This is a genomic window from Scytonema sp. NUACC21 (assembly GCF_054684315.1).
Genome location: NZ_BAAFZH010000096.1, coordinates 150,129 through 175,202, shown reverse-complemented (window position 1 = coordinate 175,202; position 25,074 = coordinate 150,129). Strand labels below are relative to the sequence as shown.

Annotated in this window: 18 protein-coding genes and 1 pseudogene; 12 read left to right on the top strand and 7 right to left on the bottom strand. The window is 42.4% G+C overall.

Annotated features, from left to right (window positions below):
* Positions 1-3,234, top strand: coding sequence for an efflux RND transporter permease subunit (locus tag ACYRY3_RS28835; protein ID WP_460205106.1), 3,234 nt, complete (start codon positions 1-3; stop codon positions 3,232-3,234).
* Positions 3,235-3,360: 126 nt separating this feature from the next.
* Here ACYRY3_RS28835 and ACYRY3_RS28830 read toward each other — a convergent pair whose 3' ends face one another.
* Complete coding sequence (locus ACYRY3_RS28830) at positions 3,361-3,696, bottom strand: DUF760 domain-containing protein (protein ID WP_460205105.1); 336 nt, start codon at positions 3,694-3,696, stop codon at positions 3,361-3,363.
* 354 nt (positions 3,697-4,050) lie between these two features.
* On the opposite strand from ACYRY3_RS28830, the gene ACYRY3_RS28825 reads away from it, so the two are divergent.
* From ACYRY3_RS28825 to ACYRY3_RS28810, 4 genes are all read left to right on the top strand, one after another.
* Positions 4,051-4,491: an Hsp20/alpha crystallin family protein gene (locus ACYRY3_RS28825; protein WP_460205104.1), complete on the top strand. Its 441-nt coding sequence runs from the start codon at positions 4,051-4,053 to the stop codon at positions 4,489-4,491.
* Between the two features lie 248 nt (positions 4,492-4,739).
* Positions 4,740-6,224, top strand: a complete 1,485-nt coding sequence (locus ACYRY3_RS28820) for an amidase (RefSeq protein ID WP_460205103.1) — start codon at positions 4,740-4,742, stop codon at positions 6,222-6,224.
* 120 nt (positions 6,225-6,344) lie between these two features.
* Positions 6,345-7,529 (top strand): L-dopachrome tautomerase-related protein, encoded by a 1,185-nt coding sequence (locus tag ACYRY3_RS28815; protein ID WP_460205102.1) that lies wholly within the window; start codon positions 6,345-6,347, stop codon positions 7,527-7,529.
* A 55-nt stretch (positions 7,530-7,584) separates the two neighbouring features.
* On the top strand, positions 7,585-8,160 hold the full coding sequence (locus ACYRY3_RS28810) for a Uma2 family endonuclease (protein WP_460205101.1): 576 nt from the start codon (positions 7,585-7,587) through the stop codon (positions 8,158-8,160).
* Positions 8,161-8,335: 175 nt separating this feature from the next.
* On the opposite strand, the gene ACYRY3_RS28805 is transcribed toward ACYRY3_RS28810, so the two are convergent.
* Positions 8,336-9,715 carry a pentapeptide repeat-containing protein gene (locus ACYRY3_RS28805; protein ID WP_460205100.1) on the bottom strand — a complete coding sequence of 460 codons (1,380 nt, stop codon included), beginning with the start codon at positions 9,713-9,715 and terminating at the stop codon, positions 8,336-8,338.
* 188 nt (positions 9,716-9,903) lie between these two features.
* On the opposite strand from ACYRY3_RS28805, the gene ACYRY3_RS28800 reads away from it, so the two are divergent.
* Positions 9,904-11,478 carry a sensor histidine kinase gene (locus tag ACYRY3_RS28800; RefSeq protein WP_460205099.1) on the top strand — a complete coding sequence of 525 codons (1,575 nt, stop codon included), beginning with the start codon at positions 9,904-9,906 and terminating at the stop codon, positions 11,476-11,478.
* Complete coding sequence (locus tag ACYRY3_RS28795) at positions 11,381-12,049, top strand: response regulator transcription factor (RefSeq protein ID WP_460205098.1); 669 nt, start codon at positions 11,381-11,383, stop codon at positions 12,047-12,049. The genes ACYRY3_RS28800 and ACYRY3_RS28795 overlap by 98 nt, the downstream gene beginning before the upstream one ends.
* A gap of 152 nt (positions 12,050-12,201) precedes the next feature.
* Here the strand turns inward: ACYRY3_RS28795 and ACYRY3_RS28790 are convergent, their stop codons facing one another.
* The gene (locus tag ACYRY3_RS28790; RefSeq protein WP_460205097.1) at positions 12,202-12,972 is read right to left on the bottom strand and encodes a S1 family peptidase; all 771 of its coding nucleotides are present in this window, start codon (positions 12,970-12,972) and stop codon (positions 12,202-12,204) included.
* Between the two features lie 1,004 nt (positions 12,973-13,976).
* Between ACYRY3_RS28790 and ylqF the strand changes: the two genes are divergently transcribed.
* Positions 13,977-14,858, top strand: a complete 882-nt coding sequence (gene ylqF, locus ACYRY3_RS28785) for a ribosome biogenesis GTPase YlqF (protein ID WP_460205096.1) — start codon at positions 13,977-13,979, stop codon at positions 14,856-14,858.
* A 63-nt stretch (positions 14,859-14,921) separates the two neighbouring features.
* Here the strand turns inward: ylqF and ACYRY3_RS28780 are convergent, their stop codons facing one another.
* Complete coding sequence (locus ACYRY3_RS28780; protein ID WP_460205095.1) at positions 14,922-16,424, bottom strand: protein kinase domain-containing protein; 1,503 nt, start codon at positions 16,422-16,424, stop codon at positions 14,922-14,924.
* Between the two features lie 127 nt (positions 16,425-16,551).
* On the bottom strand, positions 16,552-18,090 hold the full coding sequence (locus tag ACYRY3_RS28775; protein WP_460205094.1) for a VanZ family protein: 1,539 nt from the start codon (positions 18,088-18,090) through the stop codon (positions 16,552-16,554).
* Between the two features lie 625 nt (positions 18,091-18,715).
* On the opposite strand from ACYRY3_RS28775, the gene ACYRY3_RS28770 reads away from it, so the two are divergent.
* On the top strand, positions 18,716-20,344 hold the full coding sequence (locus ACYRY3_RS28770; protein ID WP_460205093.1) for an adenylate/guanylate cyclase domain-containing protein: 1,629 nt from the start codon (positions 18,716-18,718) through the stop codon (positions 20,342-20,344).
* Between the two features lie 67 nt (positions 20,345-20,411).
* On the opposite strand, the gene ACYRY3_RS28765 is transcribed toward ACYRY3_RS28770, so the two are convergent.
* A complete protein-coding gene (locus ACYRY3_RS28765; RefSeq protein ID WP_460205092.1) occupies positions 20,412-21,512 on the bottom strand; it encodes a glutamate-cysteine ligase family protein in 1,101 nt (366 codons plus the stop codon).
* Positions 21,512-21,697, bottom strand: a complete 186-nt coding sequence (locus ACYRY3_RS28760) for a hypothetical protein (protein WP_460205091.1) — start codon at positions 21,695-21,697, stop codon at positions 21,512-21,514. The genes ACYRY3_RS28765 and ACYRY3_RS28760 overlap by 1 nt, the downstream gene beginning before the upstream one ends.
* 332 nt (positions 21,698-22,029) lie before the next feature.
* Here ACYRY3_RS28760 and ACYRY3_RS28755 point away from each other — a divergent pair, with 332 nt between their 5' ends.
* From ACYRY3_RS28755 to ACYRY3_RS28745, 3 genes and pseudogenes are all read left to right on the top strand, one after another.
* Entirely contained in the window at positions 22,030-22,725 is a 696-nt protein-coding gene (locus ACYRY3_RS28755) for a Mo-dependent nitrogenase C-terminal domain-containing protein (protein WP_460205090.1), read from the top strand.
* Positions 22,726-22,816: 91 nt separating this feature from the next.
* Positions 22,817-23,845 (top strand): GTPase ObgE, encoded by a 1,029-nt coding sequence (obgE, locus tag ACYRY3_RS28750; RefSeq protein ID WP_460205089.1) that lies wholly within the window; start codon positions 22,817-22,819, stop codon positions 23,843-23,845.
* Between the two features lie 647 nt (positions 23,846-24,492).
* Positions 24,493-25,023, top strand: a pseudogene (locus ACYRY3_RS28745) (MHYT domain-containing protein); the annotation flags it as partial.
* Positions 25,024-25,074 lie beyond the last annotated feature (51 nt).

Sequence of the window (25,074 nt, the reverse complement as noted above, 5' to 3'; positions counted from 1 at the left end):
ATGAACTTCATAGAAACCGCTGTTCGCTGGCGGCACGGTACCTTTGTACTGTTTTGCTTGCTTGCTCTGTTTGGTGTGATGTCGCTGTTGAATCTGCCTCTAGAATTGCAACCAGGAGGCGATCGCCCAGAAATTACCATTACAACCTTATATCCCGGTGCCGCACCCTCAGAAGTAGAAGACCTGATCACCCGCCCAATAGAAGAACGGATGGAAGAAGTTCTGGGGGTACAGGAAATTACCAGCAGTTCTCGTGCTGGAATTAGCAGCATCACCCTAGAATTCACTTGGGATAGTGATGTTAACCAGCGTCTGGTGGACGTACTGAACAAATTGCAGCAGGTAGAAGACCTCCCAGAAGAAGCAAATGAATCAGACGTAGAACTTGTGGGGGGTAACAGTTCGCCAATGATGTGGGTTGCCCTAGCTCCTAAAGAAGGCTTTAAGAGTAACCCCGATCGCTATCGCGACCTTGTTGAAGACGTTATTGTGCCTCGGTTGCGGCGAGTTGAAGGGGTAGGACAGTTTATCATTCCCGGAGGAAGAGAGAGAGAAGTAGAAGTCAGGGTTGACCCTAAAGCTCTTGCCGAACGCAACCTAACCATTGGGGACGTTGTTCGTGTCTTGCGAGAAAACAACCGTGACATCCGAGGCGGTCCCTTAGTTTTAGGTAGACGGGAGTATCGAGTTCGTACTGTAAGTCGTTCGCAGCAGCTTGAGCAAATTGAAGGATTTATTCTGCGGCGAGATAATTCAGGTACGGTTTACCTACGAGATGTGGCCCAAGTGCAAATGGGTCGCAAGCCCCTAGAAAGTACACTCATCTTTAATGGCAATTCCACAGTTGCTATGGGTATTATCCGGCGAGTGGGTGCAAATGTGCCGGAAGTGGCTAAGGGAATCCGAGCAACATTAGTAGAGTTGGAAGCACAATTTGACCGTGCAGGAGAAGGAATTGATTTTGTTTACAACTATGATGAAAGTAATTATATTAACCAATCCGTTGCCCTAGTGCAAGAAAACCTGGTCAGCGGAGCAGTGCTTGCAACTATTGTGTTACTACTGTTTTTAAGTTCTATGCGGACAGTAGCAGTCGTCGCACTGACAATTCCCACGACCTTGGTGACTGTGTTTATTGTGATGCACTTACTAGGACGAACCCTGAATATCATCAGCTTGGCAGCTCTGGGGTTTGCAGCGGGAATGGTTGTGGACAATGCAATCGTGGTCATTGAGAATGTCTTTACCCATATGCAACAGGGTAAAAGCCCACTGCAAGCTGCTATTAAGGGGACTCAGGAAGTCGGAGGAGCAATGCTGGCTGCAACTTTAACCAACATTGCAGTCTTCACGCCTCTAATACTAGTAACAGGAGAAGTGGCACAGTTATTTGCTGATATGGCGATCGCAATCTCAGCAGCTGCTCTCAGTTCCCTATTTGCCGCCTTAACTTTAGTACCAATGCTATCGGGGCTGTTTTTAACTCAGGCGGATGCTCTGCAGGTACTCCAGGGAGAAGTTAGAAATAGGAGAGTCAGGGAACCAAGAAGAAATAATATACTGGCTGCAATCTCTTCCTGGTTCGAGTGGGCGGTATTTCGTACATCTTCTATCTTTCTCAAGTTTCAAAGCAGGTTAGAAGCGTTCGTAGCAAAAACCGTAAGTTGGTCTCTAGGACGAGGTCGATTCAAACGTAGATTGTTCGTCCTATCGCTTCCTGTTGCTCTTTTGGTTGCTAGTATTCTGTTGCTACCACCCGCAGACTATCTACCGGAAGGAAACCGCAACCTAGTGTTTTGGATAGCAGAACCACTACCGGGAACGAGCGTCCAAGAAGCCGTCCGCTTATCAGAACCCGCAAGAAACTTTCTCAGATCGCAACCAGAAGTCCAGAACGTCATGTTTATCGAACGCCCTGGACGGCGAGGAATTGCCGCAACCCTCAAGCCTGAATTTGCTACAAGCAATGGGTTGGCTGAGATGGTAGATAGGATGCGTGCTCAAAGTAATAACTTTGTGGGTTATCGTTTCCTCATTCCCACCCGTTTTTCTATCTTCCAAGACCCAGGAAAGGAATTTGAGATTCAAATTGTAGGTTCGGACTTGGAGCAGTTAGGTCAGTTAGAAAAACAAATTACTAGCAAACTGCGAAATTACCCAGGGGTTCGCAATGTCCGCTCTAACTTTGTTGCGGGCTCAGCAGAACTTCAAGTCATGCCCAATCGGGAAAGGCTTTCTGAGGTAGGTTTATCGGAAGCTGAAGTCGGAACAATGGTAGAAGCTGCACTGGGTGGTCGTATTGCTTCAGATTTTATAGACGGGAAAGAAGAGCTAGACGTATCGGTAGAATTAAAGAATACTTTTGTTCAGACACCAGAACAACTGCGCCAACTACCTATTTATACAACTCGCGGTCAACAGGTGCAGCTCGGCGATGTTGCAGAGGTGAATGAAACCACAGGGTTTGATGTGATTAACCATGTGGACTTGGAGCGATCCATTACCCTGACAACCTCCCTCGCACCAGATGCACCTCTAGGTGCTTTGGTAGAACAAACAGAAAAGGAAATTCTAGCACCGTTACGAGCTAGTTTACCTGCAGGGTATCGTCTAGAATTAGCGGGTTCTGCAGACAGGTTGGCAGAAACAGTTTCTCAGTTAGCTTCTGCCTTTGTACTCTCATTGTTAATTACTTACCTGTTGTTGGTAGCGCTGTATCGCTCTTTCCTTTACCCAGTCGTTATTATGGCAACGGTACCAATGGGGATGAGTGGCGCACTGCTAAGCCTGGTGATTGCTAACCGCATTCCCGGTTTGATTGTACCTCTAGATATGATTACCGCCTTGGGCTTTATTATTCTGACTGGTGTTGTAGTTAACAATGCGATTCTATTAGTAGACCGGGCGTTACAATTACAACAAGACGAGGGGCAGGACTACGATGCATCTTTGTACAATGCAACACGCGATCGCCTGCGAGCCATCTTTATGTCAGCCGGAACCAGCGTGCTTGGTATGTTGCCCTTAGCAGTCGTACCGGGACAAGGTGCAGAACTGTATCAAGGATTGGGCGTTGTCCTCACCGGCGGTCTGGCATTCTCTACCATCCTTACCCCAACTGTAGTTCCCGCCCTCATGGGATTACTGCGTGACTTCGACCGTCGCAAGCCATCACCGCCCACCATTAGTCAGCAAGTGACTGAACCAGTCACATTGACACATACAGCAACGTAAAATATTTAAACAGAAAACCTCAGCTTTAGGCTGAGGTTTATTACAGTATTTTCAGGTAAATGAAGTATGTTGGTGGGGGCAAACGACCGTTCGCCCTGACAACTACATGAGATAATATTGAAATTACTACGCCTCATCTTCAGAGCTAACTCCAGCCAAATTCAAAGACTTCTCCAATTCCATTCGGTGCTCTGCATTACGCAAGAAGTAGCCGTTAAGCATTGATGATGCTATTATTTTTCCCAAATTCTCCCGACTAGTCGTAATCATCGTATCAAAGTCTTCAGAAGGTAAAGTCCCCAGCATACCAGTAATTGTACGTTCTATGATTTGAAACACTTCCGGTGACGCTGGTTGAGAAAGCTGAGCAATTGTTTCCGGATTCATGGATTGAATATACTGCCAAAAATGAGTTTTGGTTTCAGTTCCTGGGACTTCTGAGTGGTTATGAGAGTTATGCATAATTAATTGAGTTATGTAGGGCTTCGTTGTTGTTATATACAATCTATCAAAGCATTTAGTGCAGCACAGTCCGTAGAACCGAACCATAATAAGAACGGTTTTTACGCTCTAGTTGATACCAGAGTTCAGTTCTTGCCTCATTCCCAATAAAAGTAGGGTGGGCACTGCCCAGCAATAACGAAAATATTGATTCTGACTACTGCTTGAAAACTTGTGTGGTCATTACGATTTTTTTATTCAAAAGACCCGTACTTACGAAGCTTTTGCCAAACAATAATATGGGAATCAAAGGAAAGTTTTTAACTCCTGCAGTTGGTTGGTAAACAAAATTCTCATTTAGAGGAGAAAAACAGTATGTTAGTTCGTCGGAATCCTTGGCAAGAACTCAACAGTCTACAAAGACAAATGAATCGCTTGTTCGATGAAACACTAGCTCCAACAGGTTGGACGGGGTTTGCCAGAGTGCCTGCAGCTGAACTGAGCGAGACAAAAGATGTGGTTCATCTGAAGTTAGAAGTTCCAGGCATGGAAGCCAAAGATTTAGATATTCAAGTCACAGAAAATGCTGTTTCTATCAGTGGAGAACGCAAATCTGATGCCAAGATTGAAGAAAAAGGTATGACTCGTAGCGAATTCCACTATGGTAAGTTCCAGCGTGTTATTCCTCTGCCTGCAAAGATTGACAATACCAATGTTAAAGCAGAGTACAAAGATGGTATTTTAAATCTAACACTGCCTAAGAAAGTAGAAGAACAGAACAAGGTTGTTAAAGTTAATCTGGAACAAGTCGATTAATTCTCTGCTCCCTGTTGTCTTCTAATTGTTAAGGACAAAAGACCGGGGACAAAAGACAAATGGCGGCTAGTATACTTATATTTGATTTCGCCTACTTACTTAAAACTGTTATAACTTAATCTCAAAGCTCGGTTGCACTCAAAGCAATCGGGCTTTTTCAATAGTTACTACTAGCGGAAGGTGTACAATTCGACATAAACTGTTGTCGGCGTTCTACTTTCAGTGCAATCTAAGTTGGAGTCATTGCCATGAGCGATCTGGTTTTCATGCCAGCCCATCAGTTAGCAAAAGGCATTCGCGAGCGCACCTTTTCTGCTGTTGAAGTGCTAACAGCACATTTAGCGCAGATTGCCAAACACAATTCTCGGTTGAATGCAATTGTCACACTTGATGAAGAAGGTGCATGGCAGAGGGCATTAGCAGCGGACGAAGCCCTTGCTAAAGGAGAAAGTTGGGGTGTACTTCATGGCTTACCTGTCACCATCAAGGACTATATAGAAACTGCGGGGTTGCGAACTACAAGCAGTTACCCACCCTTGGCGAACTACATCCCAGAGAAAGATGCCACCGTCGTTTCCCGCTTGCGAGGAGCAGGAGCAATTATTTTAGGCAAAACTAATCTGCCAATGCTTGCTCAAGGAATTCAGAGCGATAGCCCAATTTTTGGTCGTACCAACAACCCTTGGAACTTAGAATATACACCTGGTGGTAGTTCGGGTGGGGGAGGTGCAGCTGTTGCAGCAGGCTTATCACCTCTTGATATTGGAGGAGATATCGGTGGTTCGATTCGCATTCCTGCCCATTTTTGCGGTATCTTTGGGCTCAAACCCACCGAGCATCGCGTTTCTAATGCGGGCTGTGTCGCCAGAGACAGAGGGCTTTTTAAATCGGTTCGACATCTGCGGGTGCTTGGACCTCTAGCACGATCGGTTGAAGATTTAAGTCTGTGCTTATCTTTAATTGAAGGACAAGATGGAAGGGACTGGGAAGTTGGTTCGTCGCCAGCAGAAACTTTGTCTCTACGGGAGTTCAAAACCTATCGTTTTGCTTGGACAGATGACTTTGGCGGGATTCCGGTCACTGCTGACACTAGGCTAACTTTGGAAAAATTGGCAATCCAGTTAGAGAGCATGGGCTGTCGTGTAGAGCGTACTAAGCCTCATAAACTTGACTTTGCCTTGGCTTTACAAACCTTTGGTGAGATTCTGGGAACGGAAGTTGGTGTTCTAGAACCTCCATTGGTGCGATCGCTAGCTCCTTTACTGGCAATTGGGTTATCTGCAAAACTGTCCAAGAATCCACTGGCACAAGGGATTTTGCGAGGGGGAAGATTGAATTTCAGACGGTATGCAGAAGCACTCAATCGGCGAGATACCATTATTGGACAGGTGGAAACATTTTTATCAGAATGGGATGCTTGGTTGTGCCCGGTCACTTGCGGTCCCGCCTTTAAGCATGTCAAGATATCAAGTAACCTTGACAGTCTGGTAAAGGTGCTATCGGTAGATGAACAAACTCTTCCCTATAATGTTTGGGGCTTGAGTCACAGCCCGCTCTTCAATTTGACAGGCAATCCTGTGGTTGTGATACCCGTAGGATATAGTCAAGAATGTTTACCAATAGGCGTTCAAATAGTGGGAAGGCGATGGCGAGACCGAGAACTGTTAGCGATCGCGAAAGAACTGGCTGAGGTAGTGGGAACATGGCAAAGTCCGCCCGGTTATGAAACTTAGCGTGTTTGCCATTTTGATGCCCAACAGCTAGTACATCATCAACTGAGCAGCTACCTGCGTACAGGTCGTATACACGTTGCATTCCCCATATCATAAAGATTGTCAATACAATCAACAAAAATGCCAAAGCGTAACTTACTTTTAATTGTTATAGCAACAAGCATAACAATTTTTATCTTGGCACTCAGTATTCCTACACAAGCATCCCCATCTGTCCCACAAGAGACAACCGTTGGAAAGTTAGAGTTGGTTGCTAGTTTTAATGGTTCAATGCCTACTGGAGTTACGGTATCCCAAAAAGGGCGTATATTTGTTAACTTTCCTCGCTGGGGCGACAAGGTCGATTTCACAGTGGCGGAAGTGAGAAACGGGCGTGCTGTGGCTTATCCCAATACAGAGATAAATGTTGCTAACTCAGCAAAACCATCAGAATCCCTAGTTTCCGTTCAAAGCGTAGTGGTCGATCCGAGAGACCGTTTGTGGATTTTGGATACGGGAAGCATCGAATTTGCTCCAACTTCCTATGGAGGACCAAAGCTCATTGGAGTTGACTTGCAAACGAATCGGATCTTCAAAAGAATTTTGTTTCCTGAAAATGTAGCTTTAAAAACCACCTATCTTAATGATGTCCGGTTTGACCTAAGACGTGGAAAAGAAGGAATAGCATTTATCACCGATTCCTCCTCAAGTGGTTCAAACGGTATCATTGTGGTTGATTTGGCTTCAGGCAAAAGTTGGAGACGGCTAAACGACCATCCATCTACTAAGGCGGAAGATATCAGTCAGTTTTTGCCCATAGTTGAGGGTCAGCCATTTATGTCCAAACCCCCAGGTCAACCACCCAGCCCGCTGAAAGTTGGTGCAGATGGCATTGCAATTAGCAGCGATGGTTCAAGGCTGTTTTACTGTCCTCTTATGGGTAGAAAGCTCTACAGTGTTAGCGTTGATGCACTGGCAAATGAGAAGATATCCGATGAGCAGGTTGCAGCAACCGTAATTGACCACGGTGATAAAGGTGGCGCTTCAGATGGACTAGAGTCCGATAATAAAAATGGGATTTATGTAACAAATTACGAGCATAATGCAATTCTGCGCCGTCTTCCCAATGGAATGTACGAAACGGTAACCCACGACCCACGAGTTTTGTGGCCAGATACACTTTCAGTAGCTCAAAATGGGCACCTTTACTTTATTGCCAATCAGCTGCACCGCCAACCTAATTTTCACAACGGCAAAGACCTTCGGGAAAAACCCTACAGTCTCTTTCGTACCGCCATTGATGCTGGTGCCGTTCTTCTAAAATAAGAATGTGAATTAATTTAGAGGCGTAGCGTGCTACGTCTCTGTTACAGGTTTACCTATGACCCTCTCAACTCCCAAACATTTCACAATAGCCGAGTACCATCGTTTAATAGAACTGGGATTTTTTAGTGAAGATGACCGGGTCGAGTTAATTCGCGGACAAATTATTCAAATGGTAGCAAAGGGAACAGCCCACGAAGCTTGTAATCGCAGACTTTTAAGAGAATTGCCCAAGTTATTAAGCGATAGAGCTACTTTGCAAAACCAATCTCCAATTACTTTACCCGCAGACGGCGAACCCGAACCTGATTTTGCTATTGTTCGCAATCGTGGTGACGATTATCTATCTGCCCATCCAACTCCCGAAGAAGTTTTTCTTGTGATTGAGATTGCGGATTCTTCTTTAGCTTACGACCAAGAAGTTAAATTACCCCTTTACGCTGAAGCAGGAATTACTCATTATTGGCTGTTTAATTTGCCTGAAAATTGTTTGGAAACTTACAGTGAACCTTATCAGAAACCACAAGGTAAATTTGATTACCGGGTCAAGCGAATTGTACTGCAAAATGAGACAATAGTACTTCCTCATTTTCCTGACTTATCTCTTGATTTAGCCAAGGTTTTTCCTGGATAATAATACTTAATAATGTATAAAAAATACGCGTGTAGAGACGCGCCATGGCGCGTCTCTACATTGTGTTGTCGAACCAGGTTCTCGTGCCCTCTGCCCTCTGCCTTTCTTCCGGTAAGAATTGGTCGCAGGACGCAACAAATGAAGCCCGTAATTCCTCCCGACACCGAATCAAAGATTACGGTGTGGGACTCCTTACGGGTTTAGTTGATGCTGGACTTATCAATTGTGGAAACTCACCGTCTTTAAATATCTCATCCCAGTTAGGGGGTAGGCGATTGGGATTGGGGTTGTCTTTTGTGGGTACACACATAAAGATATAGTCGCACTTAACTCCATTGAGTTTGGTTTCTGGAGTAATGCGCCAACCGCCAATATATGCACCTGTCAGAGTTGCACCTCTCAAATCCGTGTTGTCTAGTTGCGCCTCTATAAGATTGGTTCGGGAAAGATTTGCATCTTGTAGGTTCGATTCATTCAGTTTAGCTGCAATTAAGCTAGAATCTGCCAAATTTGCACCCTGCAAATTAATACCTTGCAAGTCCCAGCCATCAAAGTTTTTGTTTTGTAAATCTTTTGTCACCAACAGTTGTCGTAGATTTTTATCCTCAAGATAGGTTGTTCTAACGTCAGCACGATTCAACTTTTTCGTCTGAAACCAGCAGGTACGCGTTACTGTAGATTTGAGGAAATTGGAGTTTTTCAAACTTGCCCGTGTAAAGTCAGCATCTGTCAAATTGCTTCCTTGAAAATTGCTTCCACGTCTTGTTACCAAGTCGAGGGCAACATTGCGAACCCAGGTTTGTTTTTCATCCTCAAATAGAGCGCGACAACTAATGTCAGCTGACAGTAATATTGTCGATACTGCTACTGTTGCTGCCAGTGCTCCTACTACTAAACCACCTACCTTTACGACAGCTACCACTACTGCTCCAGCAACAGCCCCTGCTACTGAGATTGTAACTGCGACTGCCCCTAATCCAGCGATCGCCCCTGCTATGACAGCTGCCCCTGCTATTATCACGACACCTGTTGCCACTACTATCACTGCCACAGCCCCGGTTACGACTACAGCCACTACCCCTGCTAATTCCATAACCCCTGTTTCAGTGCCTGTCCTAACCCAAGCCAGTGCTACTAACCCAGCCCATGCCACTGCTGCTATGCCAGTTAATGCGACTGCCACTGTCAAAAAGCCAAAAGCTGCTGCTACTCCTCGGCGAATAGTGATGAGAAAAAAGATTAGCAATACTGTTATGCTTATTACAGCAATGACAGTATTTTCACGGTTGCCATTAGCCAGGATATATCCCACTAAAGAACCACCAACAGCCGATAGCAATCCGGACACTGCTGACATCAGTAATGCAATTATGAGCGAGGCAATTGCCCAACGTCTTTGTAGTCCTGCTTTTGCATGGCTGAAGTTGGCTCCTTTAAGGATGGCATTTGTGAAATCAGCACCTCGAATATCTGAATACGAGAAGTCTGCACCTGTTAAGTCTTGCCCTTTAAAGGATTTACCTCTGAGCTTGGCACGGCAGTAGTTTTGAGCCACGTTCAATTACAATTAGAATAGGAAAACTTTAAATCCAGGTCGTAGCATATAAGTTTATGGCAGGTCTAGATATCTGTCAAATGTTCTACTTGCCTTATTAAAAAACATGAAAATTTTTTCACCAAAGCTTCACTGGTGATTTACCCGGCTTGCCGACACTGTATCTTGTTAGGCAAAATTGTAGAATAATGGCAAATAAATATCAAGCAAATAGCAAGTTTACAGGAATGGCACCAAAGTATATGCCTCCACAAGGATGGCGCAGAACTTTCTACAGCGTCCGCGCCCGTCTTTTAGTCTGGTACTTTCTATTGACCGCTTGTACGGCGACGTTTTCCATCCAAGCAACCCGCCAAATATACTGTGATGACCTAAAAGCACGATCTGACGCTTCTTTGATTAAAGAAGTCGATCGATTTAAGTTGCTCGCAAGCCAGTACAGTGCAAAAAAATCGGGACAACCCGTGGATACTGCTGCACTATTTGATAAATTCTTAGCTAGCTATGCTCCTACACGTAATGAGTATGTTATCACCCTCATTAACGATCGCATCTACAAATACAGCCCGATTTTACCTTCAGAACTTTTAGAGCAGTATCCAGCCTTGGTAGGGCAATGGATTCAGCCAAAAAGCCCAAATAAAGGTTACATACAAACTTCTACACAAAGAATCCGTTATGTAACTCATTCAGTGAATGTCGGTGGAGAAAGGGGTGTCCTGATTGCAATTCATGATGCTTCAACTACCTTCCAAGCAGGAACAAACGCTATTTTCTTAGTCACCCAGGTAACATTAATTGTCCTGCTGATCTTTTTCTTACTAGCATGGGTTACGGCTGGTAGAGTCCTGTATCCCCTGCGCTTGCTCACTAAAACTGCCCAATCAATTACTGAGTCAGATATGACACAGCGGATTTCAGTAAAAGGGGCGGATGAAATTGGCGAGTTAACCAAAACTTTTAATGAGATGCTGGATCGGCTTCAGTTTGCCTTTGATAGCCAGCAAAAGTTTCTTAATGATGTCAGTCATGAACTCCGAACTCCTATCACGGTTATTCAAGGGCATCTGGAAATGCTACAGTTTTATCCAGAAAAACAGCAGGTGACTATTGCATTGGTGATGGATGAGTTAGACCGCATGAGTCGCCTGGTGAATGATTTACTGCTACTAGCAAAAACAGAACGCCCGGATTTTCTCAGGCTCAAGCCAGAAGAACTGGACTGGTTGACGGAAGAACTTTATCTGAAAGCGAGATCCCTCGCCAATCGAGATTGGCGTTTGGAGTCTAAAGGATTGAGCCCGATTATGGTTGACCGTCAGCGGTTAACTCAAGCGATCATGAATTTAGTTCAGAATGCAGTTCGCCATACAAATAATAATGATACTATTACACTTGGTTCCTCTGTTAAAGGGGACTTTGCTTACATTTGGGTAAGCGATACTGGAGAAGGAATTGCCCTAGAAGACCAAAAACGTATTTTTGAGCGTTTTGTGCGGGCAACCAACGACGACCAATGTGAAGGACACGGTTTGGGGCTGGCAATTGTGCAAGCTATTGCTCAAGCACATGGTGGTTGGGTAGAGCTTTCCAGTCAACTGGGTTATGGGTCTACTTTCACTATCGTGATTCCCCTTGCTTCTGACGAAGAAAACCACCGAATTAATGAATCGGATTCTTATCGCCGAAGACAATCCTCGCATCACAGCCTTTCTGGAAACCGGGTTACAAGCACACGGGTTCACAACCACAGTAGCCACTAAGGCTCGTGACATCTTGAGCATGGCGAACAGTAACAATTTTGACTTGTTAATTCTGGATTTGGGTTTGCCAGATAAAGATGGTTTGGATGTATTGCAAGAGTTAAGGGGAAGGGGAGAAACTTTCCCCATCATTGTCTTAACTGCCCGTGACGGTGTAGATGATACGGTTGCAGGGTTGGATGGTGGTGCCGATGATTACATTACCAAACCGTTTCGCTTTGAAGTCCTTTTGGCACGTATTCGGGTACAGTTACGGAACCATCACATACCTAGAGTCAAAGAAGAAACAATCTTGAGAGTAGGGGATATTGCTTTAGATTTAATTACACGAGAGGTTTGGGTAGGCGATAAGTTAGTTGAGCTTTCCACTCGTGAGTTTATTTTGGCAGAAGTCTTTTTACGTCACCCGATGCAAGTTATGAGTCGCGAACAATTACTTAACCGCATTTGGGGTTATGATTACGATCCGGGTTCCAATATTGTTGATGTTTATATTGGTCACTTGCGGAAAAAGTTGGGTAGCGATCGCATTGAAACAATCAGGGGAATAGGTTATCGTTTGCGAACGTGAACTACCCACCTGTTTAGCTTCATCTACACTGCTTTGCAGAACTCAACCAAAGCTAAAGCTTCTTGGATTTCCTTGCTCTGCTGTCTGGAGAAGCTCATCTTTCAAACTTTGTGAGAATTTACCAGCAAATTGCTAACTTTTTGAATTGCTTATCAATCAGATGCTGCAATGGGAATTTCAGGAAAACTTGGAATTGTACTTGTTTCAACCCTACCAGTTAATTGCAAAAATGTCTTGATTGGAATACCAAGACTTCTACCTGTATAAACAAAAGCAACTTGAGGATTTATCTTTGGAGTGGCGTAGTGAAAAATTTCTCCTCTACCATGAATTCCAATCACCTCTCCTCGTTCGTTCAATACTGGACCACCGCTCATTCCTGGTAAAGTTGAATTATCATAAACTAGATTGTAACCGCTATCAGATACAGGTTGCGATCGCAAAGCATTTGCAATCACCTGTCCGGGAATAAAATTGTAAATTGGACGCTGAATTGTAGCCGAGCGTCCGGGAAACCCAGCAACATAAACCTTTGCATTTCGTTGAATTTTATCTGAATTTCCAAGATTCGCAACTCTATAATTTGTTTTGCTTGTAAACTGTAAAACAGCCAGATCTACTTTTGGTAACTTTTTAACCGTACTGTAGTCAAGCAAATATCGGCGATTATCAGGGGTTACAATTTCATATTTAACCTTTTCACTAGCAATTACGTGTGCGGTTGTAATAACAGAGTAAACATCTCCTTGTTTTTTAATAATTACCCCAGAACCAGAACCCGCATCTCCAGCATCAATGAGTACAGTAATCGCTTGTGCTATCTCATCAATTTGGATTTGAGAAAGTGCAGCAGCAACTTGCGTCTGCACAACAACCATCGATAATCCAATCACTGTTGCTAGCAATTTAGAATTGAATCCCATAAATCTTGATGTTATTAGTTAAATGTAACTTAGAAATTTATATTTCATTTAGGGCTATCTCATTCTCTATACCTAGATTCCCTAAATGGCTTATTTGGATTTGTGTATGACAATTACTGTTCTCTCTATCCAATTAACCATTTTTTTACTATTTAATTTGGAATACAACATTAGGAGTATTTCATCATGAAACTCTCTAAAAAACTGCAGGAGAACTTAGCTACAATTTTTGATGAAACATCTTAAGTTAGTAGCGGATATATAAAATTTATTCCTTTAAATTTTAAAATATCAGTATAAGTATCAAATTTTCAATGGACTTTAAACAAACATTAAGTAAAATTAACCATTTTTTCACTCTACTTTCCTGCTAACTTCTTTACCTTTACCTCTAATTTAAAATGGCTATCTTTTTTGTATTTTTGCGGTTTTAGAGAAAAAAGTTTCACAAATGAAGTATTGTTAAAGATACTGATTTGCTAAATAAGTGATTATTTATACATAATATAAGCTATGTATCTATCTTTAACTAGTGGTAACGCTTGTTACGCCTTTATCAAAAGAAGGTTATTTAAATGTGTAGGGTGGGCAATACGACGCAATTTAGATAGTCGGCTTGTTGCAATCTGCTGTAATTGACAAGCGGTGGGCAGTGCCCACCCAGCCCTTTCAATGCGAACAAATGAACTACTAATTCAAGGGCTGCAAGGCGCTCTGTGTATAGGACGTGAAATGATGGCTGAGGAGGATACACCTCAATACACAGTAGATTTTAGTACTAGTTACTAATTTCTACCGGGTTAAATGGTATCCGGAAATCACCTACGCAACCTACTCAATTATGATGCCTATCTTATAGGACGGGCATCTTGTGAGAGACATCTGTAGGACGGGCATCTTGTAGGACAGGCATCTTGTGGGACGGGCATCTTGCCCGTCACAGCCTGTTTCGGTAGTTCATAGATGCGTTAAACTAAGTTAACTACCCTACAGGTTTAATAAAAATGGCTCTAACTCAAAACTACAAGTTAAACCTGATCCAATGGTATCCAGGTCATATTGCTAAGGCGGAAAAAGCGTTAAAGGAAAATCTCAAGCTCGTGGATGTAGTTCTGGAAGTGCGCGATGCCCGTATTCCTTTGGCAACACATCATCCTCAAATAAATGAGTGGGTAGGAAATAAAGCACGGGTATTGGTGCTGAACCGAGTGGATACGGTTTTGCCTCAAGTGAAGCAAGCTTGGACAGAATGGTTCCGGCAACAGGGTGAAGTTCCATACTTTACCAATGCCCAGCACGGTCAGGGAGTTGCAGCGGTGTCCAAAGCAGCGCAAGCAGCTGGAGTGGCAATTAATGAACGTCGTAAAAGTCGTGGAATGTTGCCTCGCCCGGTTCGTGCTGTTGTTATTGGCTTTCCTAATGTGGGCAAATCAGCTTTAATCAATCGTTTGTTAGGACGGCGAGTTGTAGAAAGTGCTGCGCGTCCTGGTGTCACCCGGCAACTGCGTTGGGTAAGGATTTCCGACCAAATAGAATTGTTAGATGCTCCTGGTGTTATCCCCAGTCGATTGGAAAATCAAGAAGATGGGGTGAAGTTAGCTATTTGTGACGATATTGGTGATGCATCTTACGATACACAATTGGTAGCTGCTGCATTCGTAGATTTACTGCAAGATTTAGAATTTACAAATCCCAATTTATTACCAAAACGACCCTTACAAGCACGGTACGAAGTTGACCCAACTCCCTTCACTGGAGAAGAATATTTACACGCTTTGGCAGAGCATCGTTACAAAGGTGATATAGAACGAACTGCACGACAATTGTTAACAGATTTTCGTAAGGGTTTGTTAGGTGAAATTCCCTTGGAATTGCCACCCAACTGATACCAAATGCCTGTTTTTAAGTAAATTGATGTAAACAAACACAAGTTAGGAGGCAAAACCCTGCTATCGACAAGTATTTTTCATCCGACTTTTCCAAATCCAACCAGGTTCGGGAGCGCTTAATTCAATCCAGCCACCTTCTTCCTTTCCAGTCACTGTAACTTTTGTACCTGCTTTAATCACCTTTCCTGTTCTTCTACGTCCGGAAACAGAGCGTACATTTGACGAGCGAGTCACGACAAAACAGTTATTCGCTTCGTTTTTTACTGGAATTTTTTCTGGAATTGTCTTGTTCTCCGTATTTGGAGCAATTTCATTTTGGGTTTCTTGGATTTTATTCTCTTGTGTCTTATTTGGAGAAGAGGATTTTTGTTGTGGAGGATTTGCAGAAATCACACTGAGTATAGCTAAAGCAAATACACCGCTGCCAAAAGTCAGTAATTGTAATTTGCGACGGGATTTACTGGCAAAGGTTCGTTTAGGTTGAGCACTGTTCAATGGTGTAAGTGGATTTTTATGAGTTATTTCTAATGTATTTTGTATATCCGGCACGACTTTAGAAGCAGGGATTTCCGGTGGTAATGTAACATCCGGAGTTTCTGTATTGTCTGGTGGAATATAGCAAGGTTTTGCTAGTTCCTGTAGAGATCGCACTACCTTAGTAGCAGACACATAACCTTCTCGCAAATAGTGCCGAAGCATATATTTAACAGCAACAGCAACAGCTGCTGACGTGCTCGGATGAGTCATGGAAGCGAGTGCTTGCAAAGCATCACCAGCAGATTCATAGCGGTATTTATAGTACTGGCGCACCATTTTAGTTAAAATACCTGCTAGCTGGTCACCAACTTGGGCATACTGACGCCAAATAATCTCTCCGGTTGTAGGGTCTGTAGCTAGCTGCTTGGGGCTTAAGCCTGTCAAAGCTTGGATAGCAATTATTCCTAGAGCATAAATGTCGCTGTTGGGACGCGGTCTGCCTTGCGCCTGCTCGCTTGGCATATAACCCGGAGTTCCAATCGGAATTGTCTCATTCTTTAGCTGATTTGAATTCATGAGCGAATACATTTGGATTTGCTTAACAGCACCAAAATCAACCAGTACCAGCTTATTATCCGACTTGCGGCGAATGAGGTTTTGGGGTTTTATATCGCGATGGATAACTTCGTTATCGTGGAGAAATGCCAGGATTGGCAGAACATTTTGCAACAAATTAATGGCTTGACTTTCATCCCAACGGTGCCCTGATGGCAATTCCATAGCAAGCTGATGCCCGTCGATATACTCCTGCACCAGAAAAAATTCTTGCTGTTCTTCAAAATAAGCTAACAGTCGGGGAATTTGGTCATGGGTTCCCAGTTTTTCCAAAGTTTCGGCTTCTCTACTAAACAAGCGTCTAGCTGTTTGCAAAAACTCAGGGTCGTTAGTGGCAGGTTTGAGATGTTTGACAACGCATACAGGATTTCCAGGACGGCGAGTGTCTTGCGCTATATACGTATGACCAAATCCACCCATACCCAATAGTTTAACCACTAGGTAACGCTGGTCTAATAATCTGCCAATCATGTAATAGCTTCTCTTAGATGAAATTTCAGGCACTGTGAACTTTTTCAGAATGAAAGTAGTTTTTACCGGATTGCTCCACAAATATATGTACAGCAATCTTGTGTTTAATGCTACTCTCACTCTGTTGTTACCTGGAGATAGTTGCCTTGCTAAGCATCGCTGAAGCCCGCAGCCTCAACAACAGCACAGTACCTGTAGTAAACAATACACCAATTAACAGATTGCTCAAACTGATACTTTTACCGCTCTCACTAACTAGCAGAAATTCTAGTATCGCAGAAGGTAACAGTATTCCACTGAAAAGTAGGAATCGATAAAAAGACAATTTTCTTTTAGCTAGGATAGTGAGAATTGCCAAACAAATTCCCAGAGGGATAAAAGTAAGAGCATAGTAAAAAAGTTTTTGCGCCTTTGTCATCAACTCTAGTAGATTGAAGGAATACAAATTACGTATATTGTCAACGTAGACTTGGAGATTTGCTTTAGAATAAGTGATGACTATATGATGACTATTTGTATCTGTAAAAACATTAGGAACTCTCAGCGTGAATTCCGCACCGTTTTCTCCTGTGAGGGAAGTTCTAATTCGCAAATCCAAGTCTGTGCCTTGTTGTCCTAATGTAAAATTGCGGCGAAGAGCACCGTTTGAAACCGAGATAATGCGTGCAGGACCAGTTTGACCTGTCTCAGAACTAGCAACAGTAGTGCTTATAGTTAATTCCGAAGTTTCACGAATCCTTTTGTTTAAAGAGGTGGCAGGAGTTGCTGATTGTAGCCAGTGACCGGGGCTTATAAAAACTCCTTTGTTTTCTTGAGTCTCGGAAAACTGTTCGTGCCATAATTGTTTTTGCAATAATTTAGGAGATTTTCCAGTTCCATCTGGTTCACAACATCCATGAGTGAATTGGTAGGAAGCTAGCAAAGAATTCCCAATTTTATCAAAATATTGATCGTCGGCAAACACTTGCGCTACTTCCTTTGTTGAAATGGCTCTATCGGCAATGTAAACTTTAGAAATATACCCTTGCCAGGGTCGATTTCCCGTTGTTTCATTACCAAGTAGTAATGGATAGTTTGGATTCCAACCACTTAAACTTGTTATGCCCAACCATGAGATCGACAAAACAATTGTTAGTAATATGTATCCAAAGAAGATTAATGTTAATTTTTGGGTGGATTGACTTATTTCACTGTTTTCTATACGGCTAAAAGTGTTAACTAATTTTTGAGAATCACCTAGATAGAAGCATAGCAACCCTACTAATCCACCAGTAGTGTTGTTTAGTATATCTGCAGGAGTTGGTTCTCTTGTTGGTAAGAATACTTGCAAAACTTCAACTGTTAAAGACAAACCAGCACTGGCAAGTAAAACTATAATGATTTTCCCTATTAATGGAATTCTAATCTTTTGTAAAAGAGTGCCGAGACTGAAACCTAAAGGAATAAAGAGTAAAACATTATTGACTTGGTCTATAAAATAACTTGTACTTTCAAATTGAGTCGGTATCTTTCGTATTGAAAAATCGTTAGGCAAGGAAAAATTAAAGGGGTATAGGGTGGCTACTAGCACGACAGATATGCTCAAGACAAGTGCCAAAACATCTCTTGAAAAAAATCCTCTATCAAAAAGAGTATACTTTTGGAAAAAATTTCTACGTTGCTTCATAAAACTATCCTTATGCTACTCTTTCGATCTCAATGACTGAATCTTTACCATTGCTTCAATTGTCTGAGGTCTCTTTACGGAAATTCACTGTGCTATCTTTGTCATATTAAAGATTACAATATACTCCTTTTGCCCTTTGCCTTTTTTTGGTAATTGTTAACTGTTAATAATACGTAGATCCTAACAAGGAGACATTAATCTAGCAAACCTTCTATACTCGTAATATTACTTACTTAAATTATAAGTACTAAATATTGAAAAATGTTAAACTTATATAAGTTAATTGTAAAAAAAGTGTAAATTTTATAAATTTACTTAATTATTTACAAGTAAGGTAAAAAAATATACTATAAAATCGGCGATCGCAAGGCTCTAATAGCAATTCAAAAAATGTTTGTGACCTTACCAATGACAAATAACAACCATCGCGAGTGAGATTTTTTCCTACAGACCTATTTATCTTGCCTTAACAGTTGTCGGAATGGGATTGCGAGTGCCATAAAGATATAGGGTAAAAGTTGACCCTTCAATTGGTAACTAATTCTTACTGGTTACCAATAACTGATAAATAATAACTATTAAACGATGTGACACTCCCTGCGCCCTGAATGGATTTATATAAGTCATGACAGAACTGAAACTGCGTCTGCAAGAAGGAACGTCCGAAAGAATGGTAACGGTACATCAAGATATATTCACGATAGGTCGTTTACCGCAATGTGACCTATGTTTACCTTCGGGTGGTGTTTCCCGCTTCCATGCACGCTTTACAAAAACCCCTTCCGGCACGTGGACTGTTGAGGATTTGGGCAGCAAAAATGGAACGCAATTAAATGAACGCCCAATCACATCTCCTCAAGAGGTACGTACTGGTGATGTCATTTGGTTGGGAGATGCGAGTATGATTGTTCTGCTGACTCCTCCCATAGAACAGTTAGCATTGAAGCAGGAAGTAGGAGCAACCTCTCAGGGAAGAACAATTCTTCGCAATGTTAAACAATTGCAGGAGCAATGGTTACTGGCTGATAGCGATGACAGCGACATTGCCAATAAAGACAAAACAATAGCCCGCCTGAAAGATTTGGTAGACATAGCAAAGAATCTTTCCGCAGCAGCCTCCATACAGGAGATTTTTTCCCAAGTTCAAGAAGTTGTCTTTCGTTACCTCGATAGCATAGACCGTTTGGCTTTATTAATTGATGTAACTGGGTCTAGTAAGCTTGAATTAATGAATGCGGCAACAAGGAATTCCTCCCAACAAGAATATTTGCCCGCAGATGGTAGTTGGATTAGCCGCAGTATCTGCCAAAAAGTTTTTGAGGAAAAAGTTGCTATTCAAACCGCTGATGCTCAAAATGATGAACGGTTTGCTGGGGAAAACAGTATTTTAGTCAAAGGCATTCGTAGCGCGATGGCGGTGCCTTTGTGGGATGAGAATAAAGTTGTTGGTGTTCTCTATGCTGATGCCCACCTTTCTTCACAACATTGGACGCAAGAAGGTGAGGAAGAACTGAGGTTTTTTTCTGCCTTAGCCAATCTTGTTGCTTCTAGCGTGCAACGCTGGCTGTTGGCAGAAAGACTCAGAAGCCAAGAAATCATTCGCCAAAGATTAGAACGCTATCATTCTCCTGCTGTTGTTCAGCAACTGATATCTGTAGGATTTTTACCAGGAGGCCGTTTACCACCACAAGACAGCGAAATTAGTATTTTATTTGCGGATTTAGTGGGATTTACTGCGCTTTCAGAACGGTTAACTCCAACTAAGATTGCCGAACTACTCAACTATTTGTTTGAGGAAATGCTCAAAGAAGTGTTTGCTTTTGGTGGCACTTTGGATAAGTATATTGGTGATTGTATTATGGCATTTTTTGGAGCTCCTGAACCACAACCGGATCATGCCAATCGCGCTGTTGCTGCTGCAATGGGAATGCTGACTCGTCTGGAACATCTCAACACCCAAAGTTTTTGGGAAGAGCCGCTACAATTGCGAATAGCCATTAATAGTGGAAAAGCCGTAGTGGGAGATGTTGGGAGTTCTCAGAGGGTAGAGTACACTGCATTAGGAGCTACTATCAATTTGGCTGCCCGCATGGAAGCGGTCTGTCCTCCCGGTGAATGTGTGATTAGTGAAGCTACTTATAGTTTGCTTTCAACAGCCTCATACTTTCATGAAATGGGAGATTATCGTTTTAAAGGCATTAATCGATTGGTTAAGGTTTATCAGACAAAGATGCAGGATTCTATTCTAAGTTAACCAAGTTGTATGCAAGAGGGCGAACAACCGTTCGCGTATGAGGGCGAACAACCGTTCGCCCCTACTATCAAAAATGATAGGTTTCTTTCAATGCCTGTTGGATTGAACCTACTCTTTGAAAACTCTCAATTATGTCATGGGCAGGTGTTTTTCTTTTTAGGAGAGACGTTTTCAGTGGGGTTAAAAACTGAAGGTCTGGATCGTCCTTAAGAGCAGCTTCAGCAGCTTCTAACACTTGGGTCGCGATCGCAAAAATCCCTTCATTATCAAACCCTTCTTGTGCTGAAATTTGATGCAATGATGCATCCGGTACCGTTGCTCTACCTAAAAGCGAGCGGTCTAAAATAAGACCTTTCAATAATGATAGCAATCCAGCATAAATAGAAAAATCACAGCAACTGTCAAACGCTTTAAATTCGATGCGACCTACTTCAGCAGGAAGACGAGCAATTTCTGTTAATGAAGGAACGCTTTTAATTAGTTGTTCTTTATTTTCAACAAACACTAGTGTTGCCGGTCTTCTTCCCGTTCTCACAAAGGTTCTTACTGAAAGCCCTTGCCACAATCTACCCTGATAAAAAGGAGAACTATAACTAAAAGGAACAATGTAGGGACTGTAATAAGTCAACTTTTTACCAATATCAATAACAGATTCAATAGGCATATCGGCGACTGAAATATTTAGGTCGGGACCGTAGGTTACCATATGAATGTAGAAAGTTTGCCCTTCAGAATAAGTCTGTAACTGTCTTCTTTCAAAATCATTCAATGGTGGATTGGGTTCATAATTTGTCAGGTACGGATTAAAACTGGCTAGAACAGGTGAATACCCAAATTGTTCGGCAACCTCTATAAGTAACCCAAAACTTTCTGACAATTCAGCAATGGTGCTGTGAATATCAGAGTGTATTGTCGTCCTAATTTCTATACCTTTAGGGACGCAATCAATCATTTCTTCGGTTTCGGAGAATCGCTCAAATCCTTCTATATACCACCTTTTTTTCCTGATTCCAGCATCTCCAATATGCAACTGAGTGCGATCGTTGGGGTAGATGGGTAGTTTTTCGATAATTTGATTGAAATCAGCAAATTTTGTGTGAGAAAAATCAGCAAACTTTCCTTCCTGGTTAAGGAAAGCGACTTCATGCTCAATACCAAAGTAGAACATTATGTAATCCTGGATATCATTTTTCTTAATGAATCGTAATTAATATTAGCTCCTTTTTGAGACTTTTTTGCAGTAGCAAAGTTAGCAAAATGGTCATCCACTGCCTCAAGTCTCTCAGATCGTTTAGGCTCCAAGAGCAGGAAATCAACTTTTTGCTGTTTCACCACCCTTTTATCTAAAGGCATAAGGAACTTTTCCCTGACAACACCCAGGTTAAGTTTGGTTTTGACCATCAACACCTTGACTGGTAGCTTTATTTACTTTAAACCTTTTTTAGTAGAAAATATTTTCAATACTTTTTTGTCAATGAATTTTACGGCAAGACAAATAACCTTCACGAACTTACCTCTACCCTCAAGTTACGATGGATTCAGAACGGCTTGAGGCGTGAGTCTGCCAGCAAGCCGCAACACCAGGATATTGCTGGCGAATGACTGCAAATCTCAATTTCTAGGGCGGGCAACCCCCTCACTCATAACTAAAGTCACACGCTTTTCAGACTCTCGCGAGGTTTTAGATGACGAATGCTGTAAAATCTCCATATACTAACGAACAAATAGCTGCTTGGCTGCGTGGGCTGTTGACTATCGCTTGGGCAGATGGTGACTTTGATACTCAAGAACAAGAATTAATTGCTACCATCACCAACGACGAGCTCGCTCCCGGTATTAACATAGAATCTCTCGACCCAATAGAACCAGAAGAATTATCTACAGTCTTAGGGAAAAATACCCCCGAGGCAGAAAACTTTCTCCGCACGGCTGTTATGGTCGCGATCGCAGATGGGACATATTCTTCTAGCGAAGACTACATTTTGCACCAGTTTTGCAAAACTTTAGAACAGCCAGAGGAGTTGTTGGAAGCCCTGCGCCACACACTGGAACACTCACATCAGGTGGCTGTATCTACACCAACTATCCCTATTTCCCCAAAACCTACGCCTACAAAGCATCAAATTGATGCATTGTACCCTCTACGTGATTGGCTTGACAAACTAGATATTCAAGACCCAAGAGTTGCTCGTTTTCTATGTAAAATGATACCATCACAATGCCCCTTTGAGCGGGATATAACTCTCTTCGGGCGCAAGATAGTTCACATTCCGCCGCTGTGTAAACTCAACCCACTCTACGAACAACTTGTAGGCTTGCGTTTCCGTGCTCTGTCCTATCTCGCGGATGAGTGCAGTGAAGATATTTCACCTTATATTTAGTTATTAGTCATTGGTCATTGGTCATTAGTCATTAGCACTCGGACTTTTGACTAATGACTAAGGACAAATGACACTGGACAAATGACTAACTATGCAATTTATCGATCAAACAGAAATTGAGGTTGAAGCTGGTAAGGGAGGCGATGGTATTGTTGCCTTTCGACGGGAAAAGTACGTACCTGCGGGCGGTCCCTCTGGTGGTAATGGAGGAAAAGGCGGTTCGGTATTTCTAGTAGCTGTAGAAAACCTGCAAACCCTGCTTGACTTTCGATACGAGCATCGCTTTCAGGCAGAAAACGGTTCTCGTGGCGGACCCAATAACCGCACAGGGGGAAATGGAAAGGATTTAAGACTCGAAGTTCCGGTTGGAACCGTTGTCTATAATGCGGAAACGGACGAAATCTTGGGGGATTTAGTCGCACCAGGGCAAACGTTGCAGGTTGCTCAAGGTGGTAAAGGTGGTTTGGGAAACCAACATTTCTTGAGCAATCGCAATCGCGCCCCCGAATATGCTCTCCCCGGTTTACCAGGCGAACAGAAGTTACTGCGTTTGGAGTTGAAACTTCTAGCAGAGGTCGGTATTATTGGGCTACCAAATGCAGGAAAATCAACTTTGATTTCGGCTTTATCGGCAGCACGTCCCAAAATTGCGGACTATCCCTTTACAACTTTAGTGCCAAATTTGGGTGTCGTGCGAAAACCCAGCGGTGATGGCACAGTTTTTGCTGATATCCCAGGATTAATTGAGGGTGCTTCTGACGGTGCAGGGCTTGGGCACGATTTCTTGCGTCACATTGAGCGTACACGTGTACTGCTACACCTGATTGATGCTACTAGTGATGATGCGATCGCAGACTACAATATAATTCAGCAGGAGTTACAAGCTTACGGACGAGGTTTAACGGAGCGTCCCCAAGTTTTAGCGCTGAATAAAATTGATGCTGTTGATAGAGAAACCAAGGATTTGGAAGCACTGGCGCAGCAACTCAATCACCTCTCCCACGCTCGCGTCTTCCTGATTTCAGCGGTCACTGGAGTTGGATTGCAACCCATGTTACAGCACCTTTGGTCAATTCTCGACCAGCTTAATGCTCCTGATATGGAGGAAGTCTCTCTTTGATGAAATGTTGGATTCATGATGGGTGATGAAATGTTGGTTTCATGATAAATGTTGGGTTCATGATAAATGTTGGATTCATGATGGGTGATGAAATGTTGGGTTCATGATGGGTGATGAAATGTTGGGTTCATGATGGGTGATGAAATGTTGGGTTTCGTTCCTCAACCCAACCTACTTAATAAAAATGATACGGATTATTAATATTTTCTAATTTGTGTTACTGGCTAAGCAGTACTTCATGCAAATGGAAATTGCTATAAGTATTGTTGATTATTCAGACAAAAAACCTTTTCTTTCAAAATCAGATAAATTTGACTTTTTCAATTTCACCAGAGCTAAAAGAAAAGATTAAAATTGATTAGCTATTGTAGCTGCAAGTAGTTCAGAGAGGAAAAATGTTACTCATTTTCACATATTAAAAAAATATTCACAGCGTACCTTAGTCATATATGTCATAAGTAAAAACTCTGAAATTGACCAAAAAAGTATGAAAAATAAGTTGATAAGTGGATACAAGCCCCTCAATTTATTCATGAATAAGAAAAATTTATTCCGATTTTCTTGCCTCTCAATAAATTAAGCAGGGAGTTATTCTATACTTGACATGGTCTATAAAATACTTAAATTGACGTCAGAAAAAACCATTAATGCAATCTTGCGCTCCTGATAAATTAACAAATATGTATAATGAAATGATAGGCACTTACAGCTTAGAATTAGTCGCACTTTCTTTTATAATTGCGGTTATTGCCTCATATACAGCCCTAGATTTATCTGGAAGAGTAAAACTTGCTGCGAAATGGCGACGGTTGCAATGGCTTTTGGGAGGAGCTATTGCGATGGGTACTGGAATTTGGTCTATGCACTTTGTTGCTATGCTAGCTTTCCAGTTGCCTCAGCCTGTTAACTACGAACTGAATACAACTTTTCTCTCGTTATTGTGCGCGATTGTTGCATCCGGTATTGCTTTATGGTTGCTGAGTAAATCAGTCTCAATACGACTTGTGCTTGGCGGTGGCGTATGCATGGGAATTGCTATTGCTGGGATGCATTACACGGGTATGGCAGCTATGCGGCTCCAAGCAACAATAGAATATAATTTTGGATTGGTCAGTTTATCAATTGCGATCGCAATAGTTGCCTCAATGGCATCTTTGTGGCTGGCATTTAGGCTGCAAAACAGTCAATTAAAAAGGGCAATTTGGCAAAAACTTGGCAGTGCCTTTTTA

What these genes read in the sequence shown, in the direction of transcription:
- ACYRY3_RS28800 (WP_460205099.1), top strand. Translation starts at nt 9,904, where the DNA reads ATGGCAAATAAATATCAAGCAAATAGCAAGTTTACAGGAATGGCACCA.
- ACYRY3_RS28790 (WP_460205097.1), bottom strand. Translation starts at nt 12,972, where the DNA reads ATGGGATTCAATTCTAAATTGCTAGCAACAGTGATTGGATTATCGATG.
- ACYRY3_RS28780 (WP_460205095.1), bottom strand. Translation starts at nt 16,424, where the DNA reads ATGATTGGCAGATTATTAGACCAGCGTTACCTAGTGGTTAAACTATTG.
- ylqF (WP_460205096.1), top strand. Translation starts at nt 13,977, where the DNA reads ATGGCTCTAACTCAAAACTACAAGTTAAACCTGATCCAATGGTATCCA.
- ACYRY3_RS28815 (WP_460205102.1), top strand. Translation starts at nt 6,345, where the DNA reads ATGCCAAAGCGTAACTTACTTTTAATTGTTATAGCAACAAGCATAACA.
- ACYRY3_RS28830 (WP_460205105.1), bottom strand. Translation starts at nt 3,696, where the DNA reads ATGCATAACTCTCATAACCACTCAGAAGTCCCAGGAACTGAAACCAAA.
- ACYRY3_RS28755 (WP_460205090.1), top strand. Translation starts at nt 22,030, where the DNA reads ATGACGAATGCTGTAAAATCTCCATATACTAACGAACAAATAGCTGCT.
- ACYRY3_RS28820 (WP_460205103.1), top strand. Translation starts at nt 4,740, where the DNA reads ATGAGCGATCTGGTTTTCATGCCAGCCCATCAGTTAGCAAAAGGCATT.
- ACYRY3_RS28795 (WP_460205098.1), top strand. Translation starts at nt 11,381, where the DNA reads ATGAATCGGATTCTTATCGCCGAAGACAATCCTCGCATCACAGCCTTT.
- ACYRY3_RS28835 (WP_460205106.1), top strand. Translation starts at nt 1, where the DNA reads ATGAACTTCATAGAAACCGCTGTTCGCTGGCGGCACGGTACCTTTGTA.
- ACYRY3_RS28760 (WP_460205091.1), bottom strand. Translation starts at nt 21,697, where the DNA reads ATGCCTTTAGATAAAAGGGTGGTGAAACAGCAAAAAGTTGATTTCCTG.
- ACYRY3_RS28810 (WP_460205101.1), top strand. Translation starts at nt 7,585, where the DNA reads ATGACCCTCTCAACTCCCAAACATTTCACAATAGCCGAGTACCATCGT.
- ACYRY3_RS28825 (WP_460205104.1), top strand. Translation starts at nt 4,051, where the DNA reads ATGTTAGTTCGTCGGAATCCTTGGCAAGAACTCAACAGTCTACAAAGA.
- ACYRY3_RS28770 (WP_460205093.1), top strand. Translation starts at nt 18,716, where the DNA reads ATGACAGAACTGAAACTGCGTCTGCAAGAAGGAACGTCCGAAAGAATG.
- obgE (WP_460205089.1), top strand. Translation starts at nt 22,817, where the DNA reads ATGCAATTTATCGATCAAACAGAAATTGAGGTTGAAGCTGGTAAGGGA.
- ACYRY3_RS28765 (WP_460205092.1), bottom strand. Translation starts at nt 21,512, where the DNA reads ATGTTCTACTTTGGTATTGAGCATGAAGTCGCTTTCCTTAACCAGGAA.
- ACYRY3_RS28775 (WP_460205094.1), bottom strand. Translation starts at nt 18,090, where the DNA reads ATGAAGCAACGTAGAAATTTTTTCCAAAAGTATACTCTTTTTGATAGA.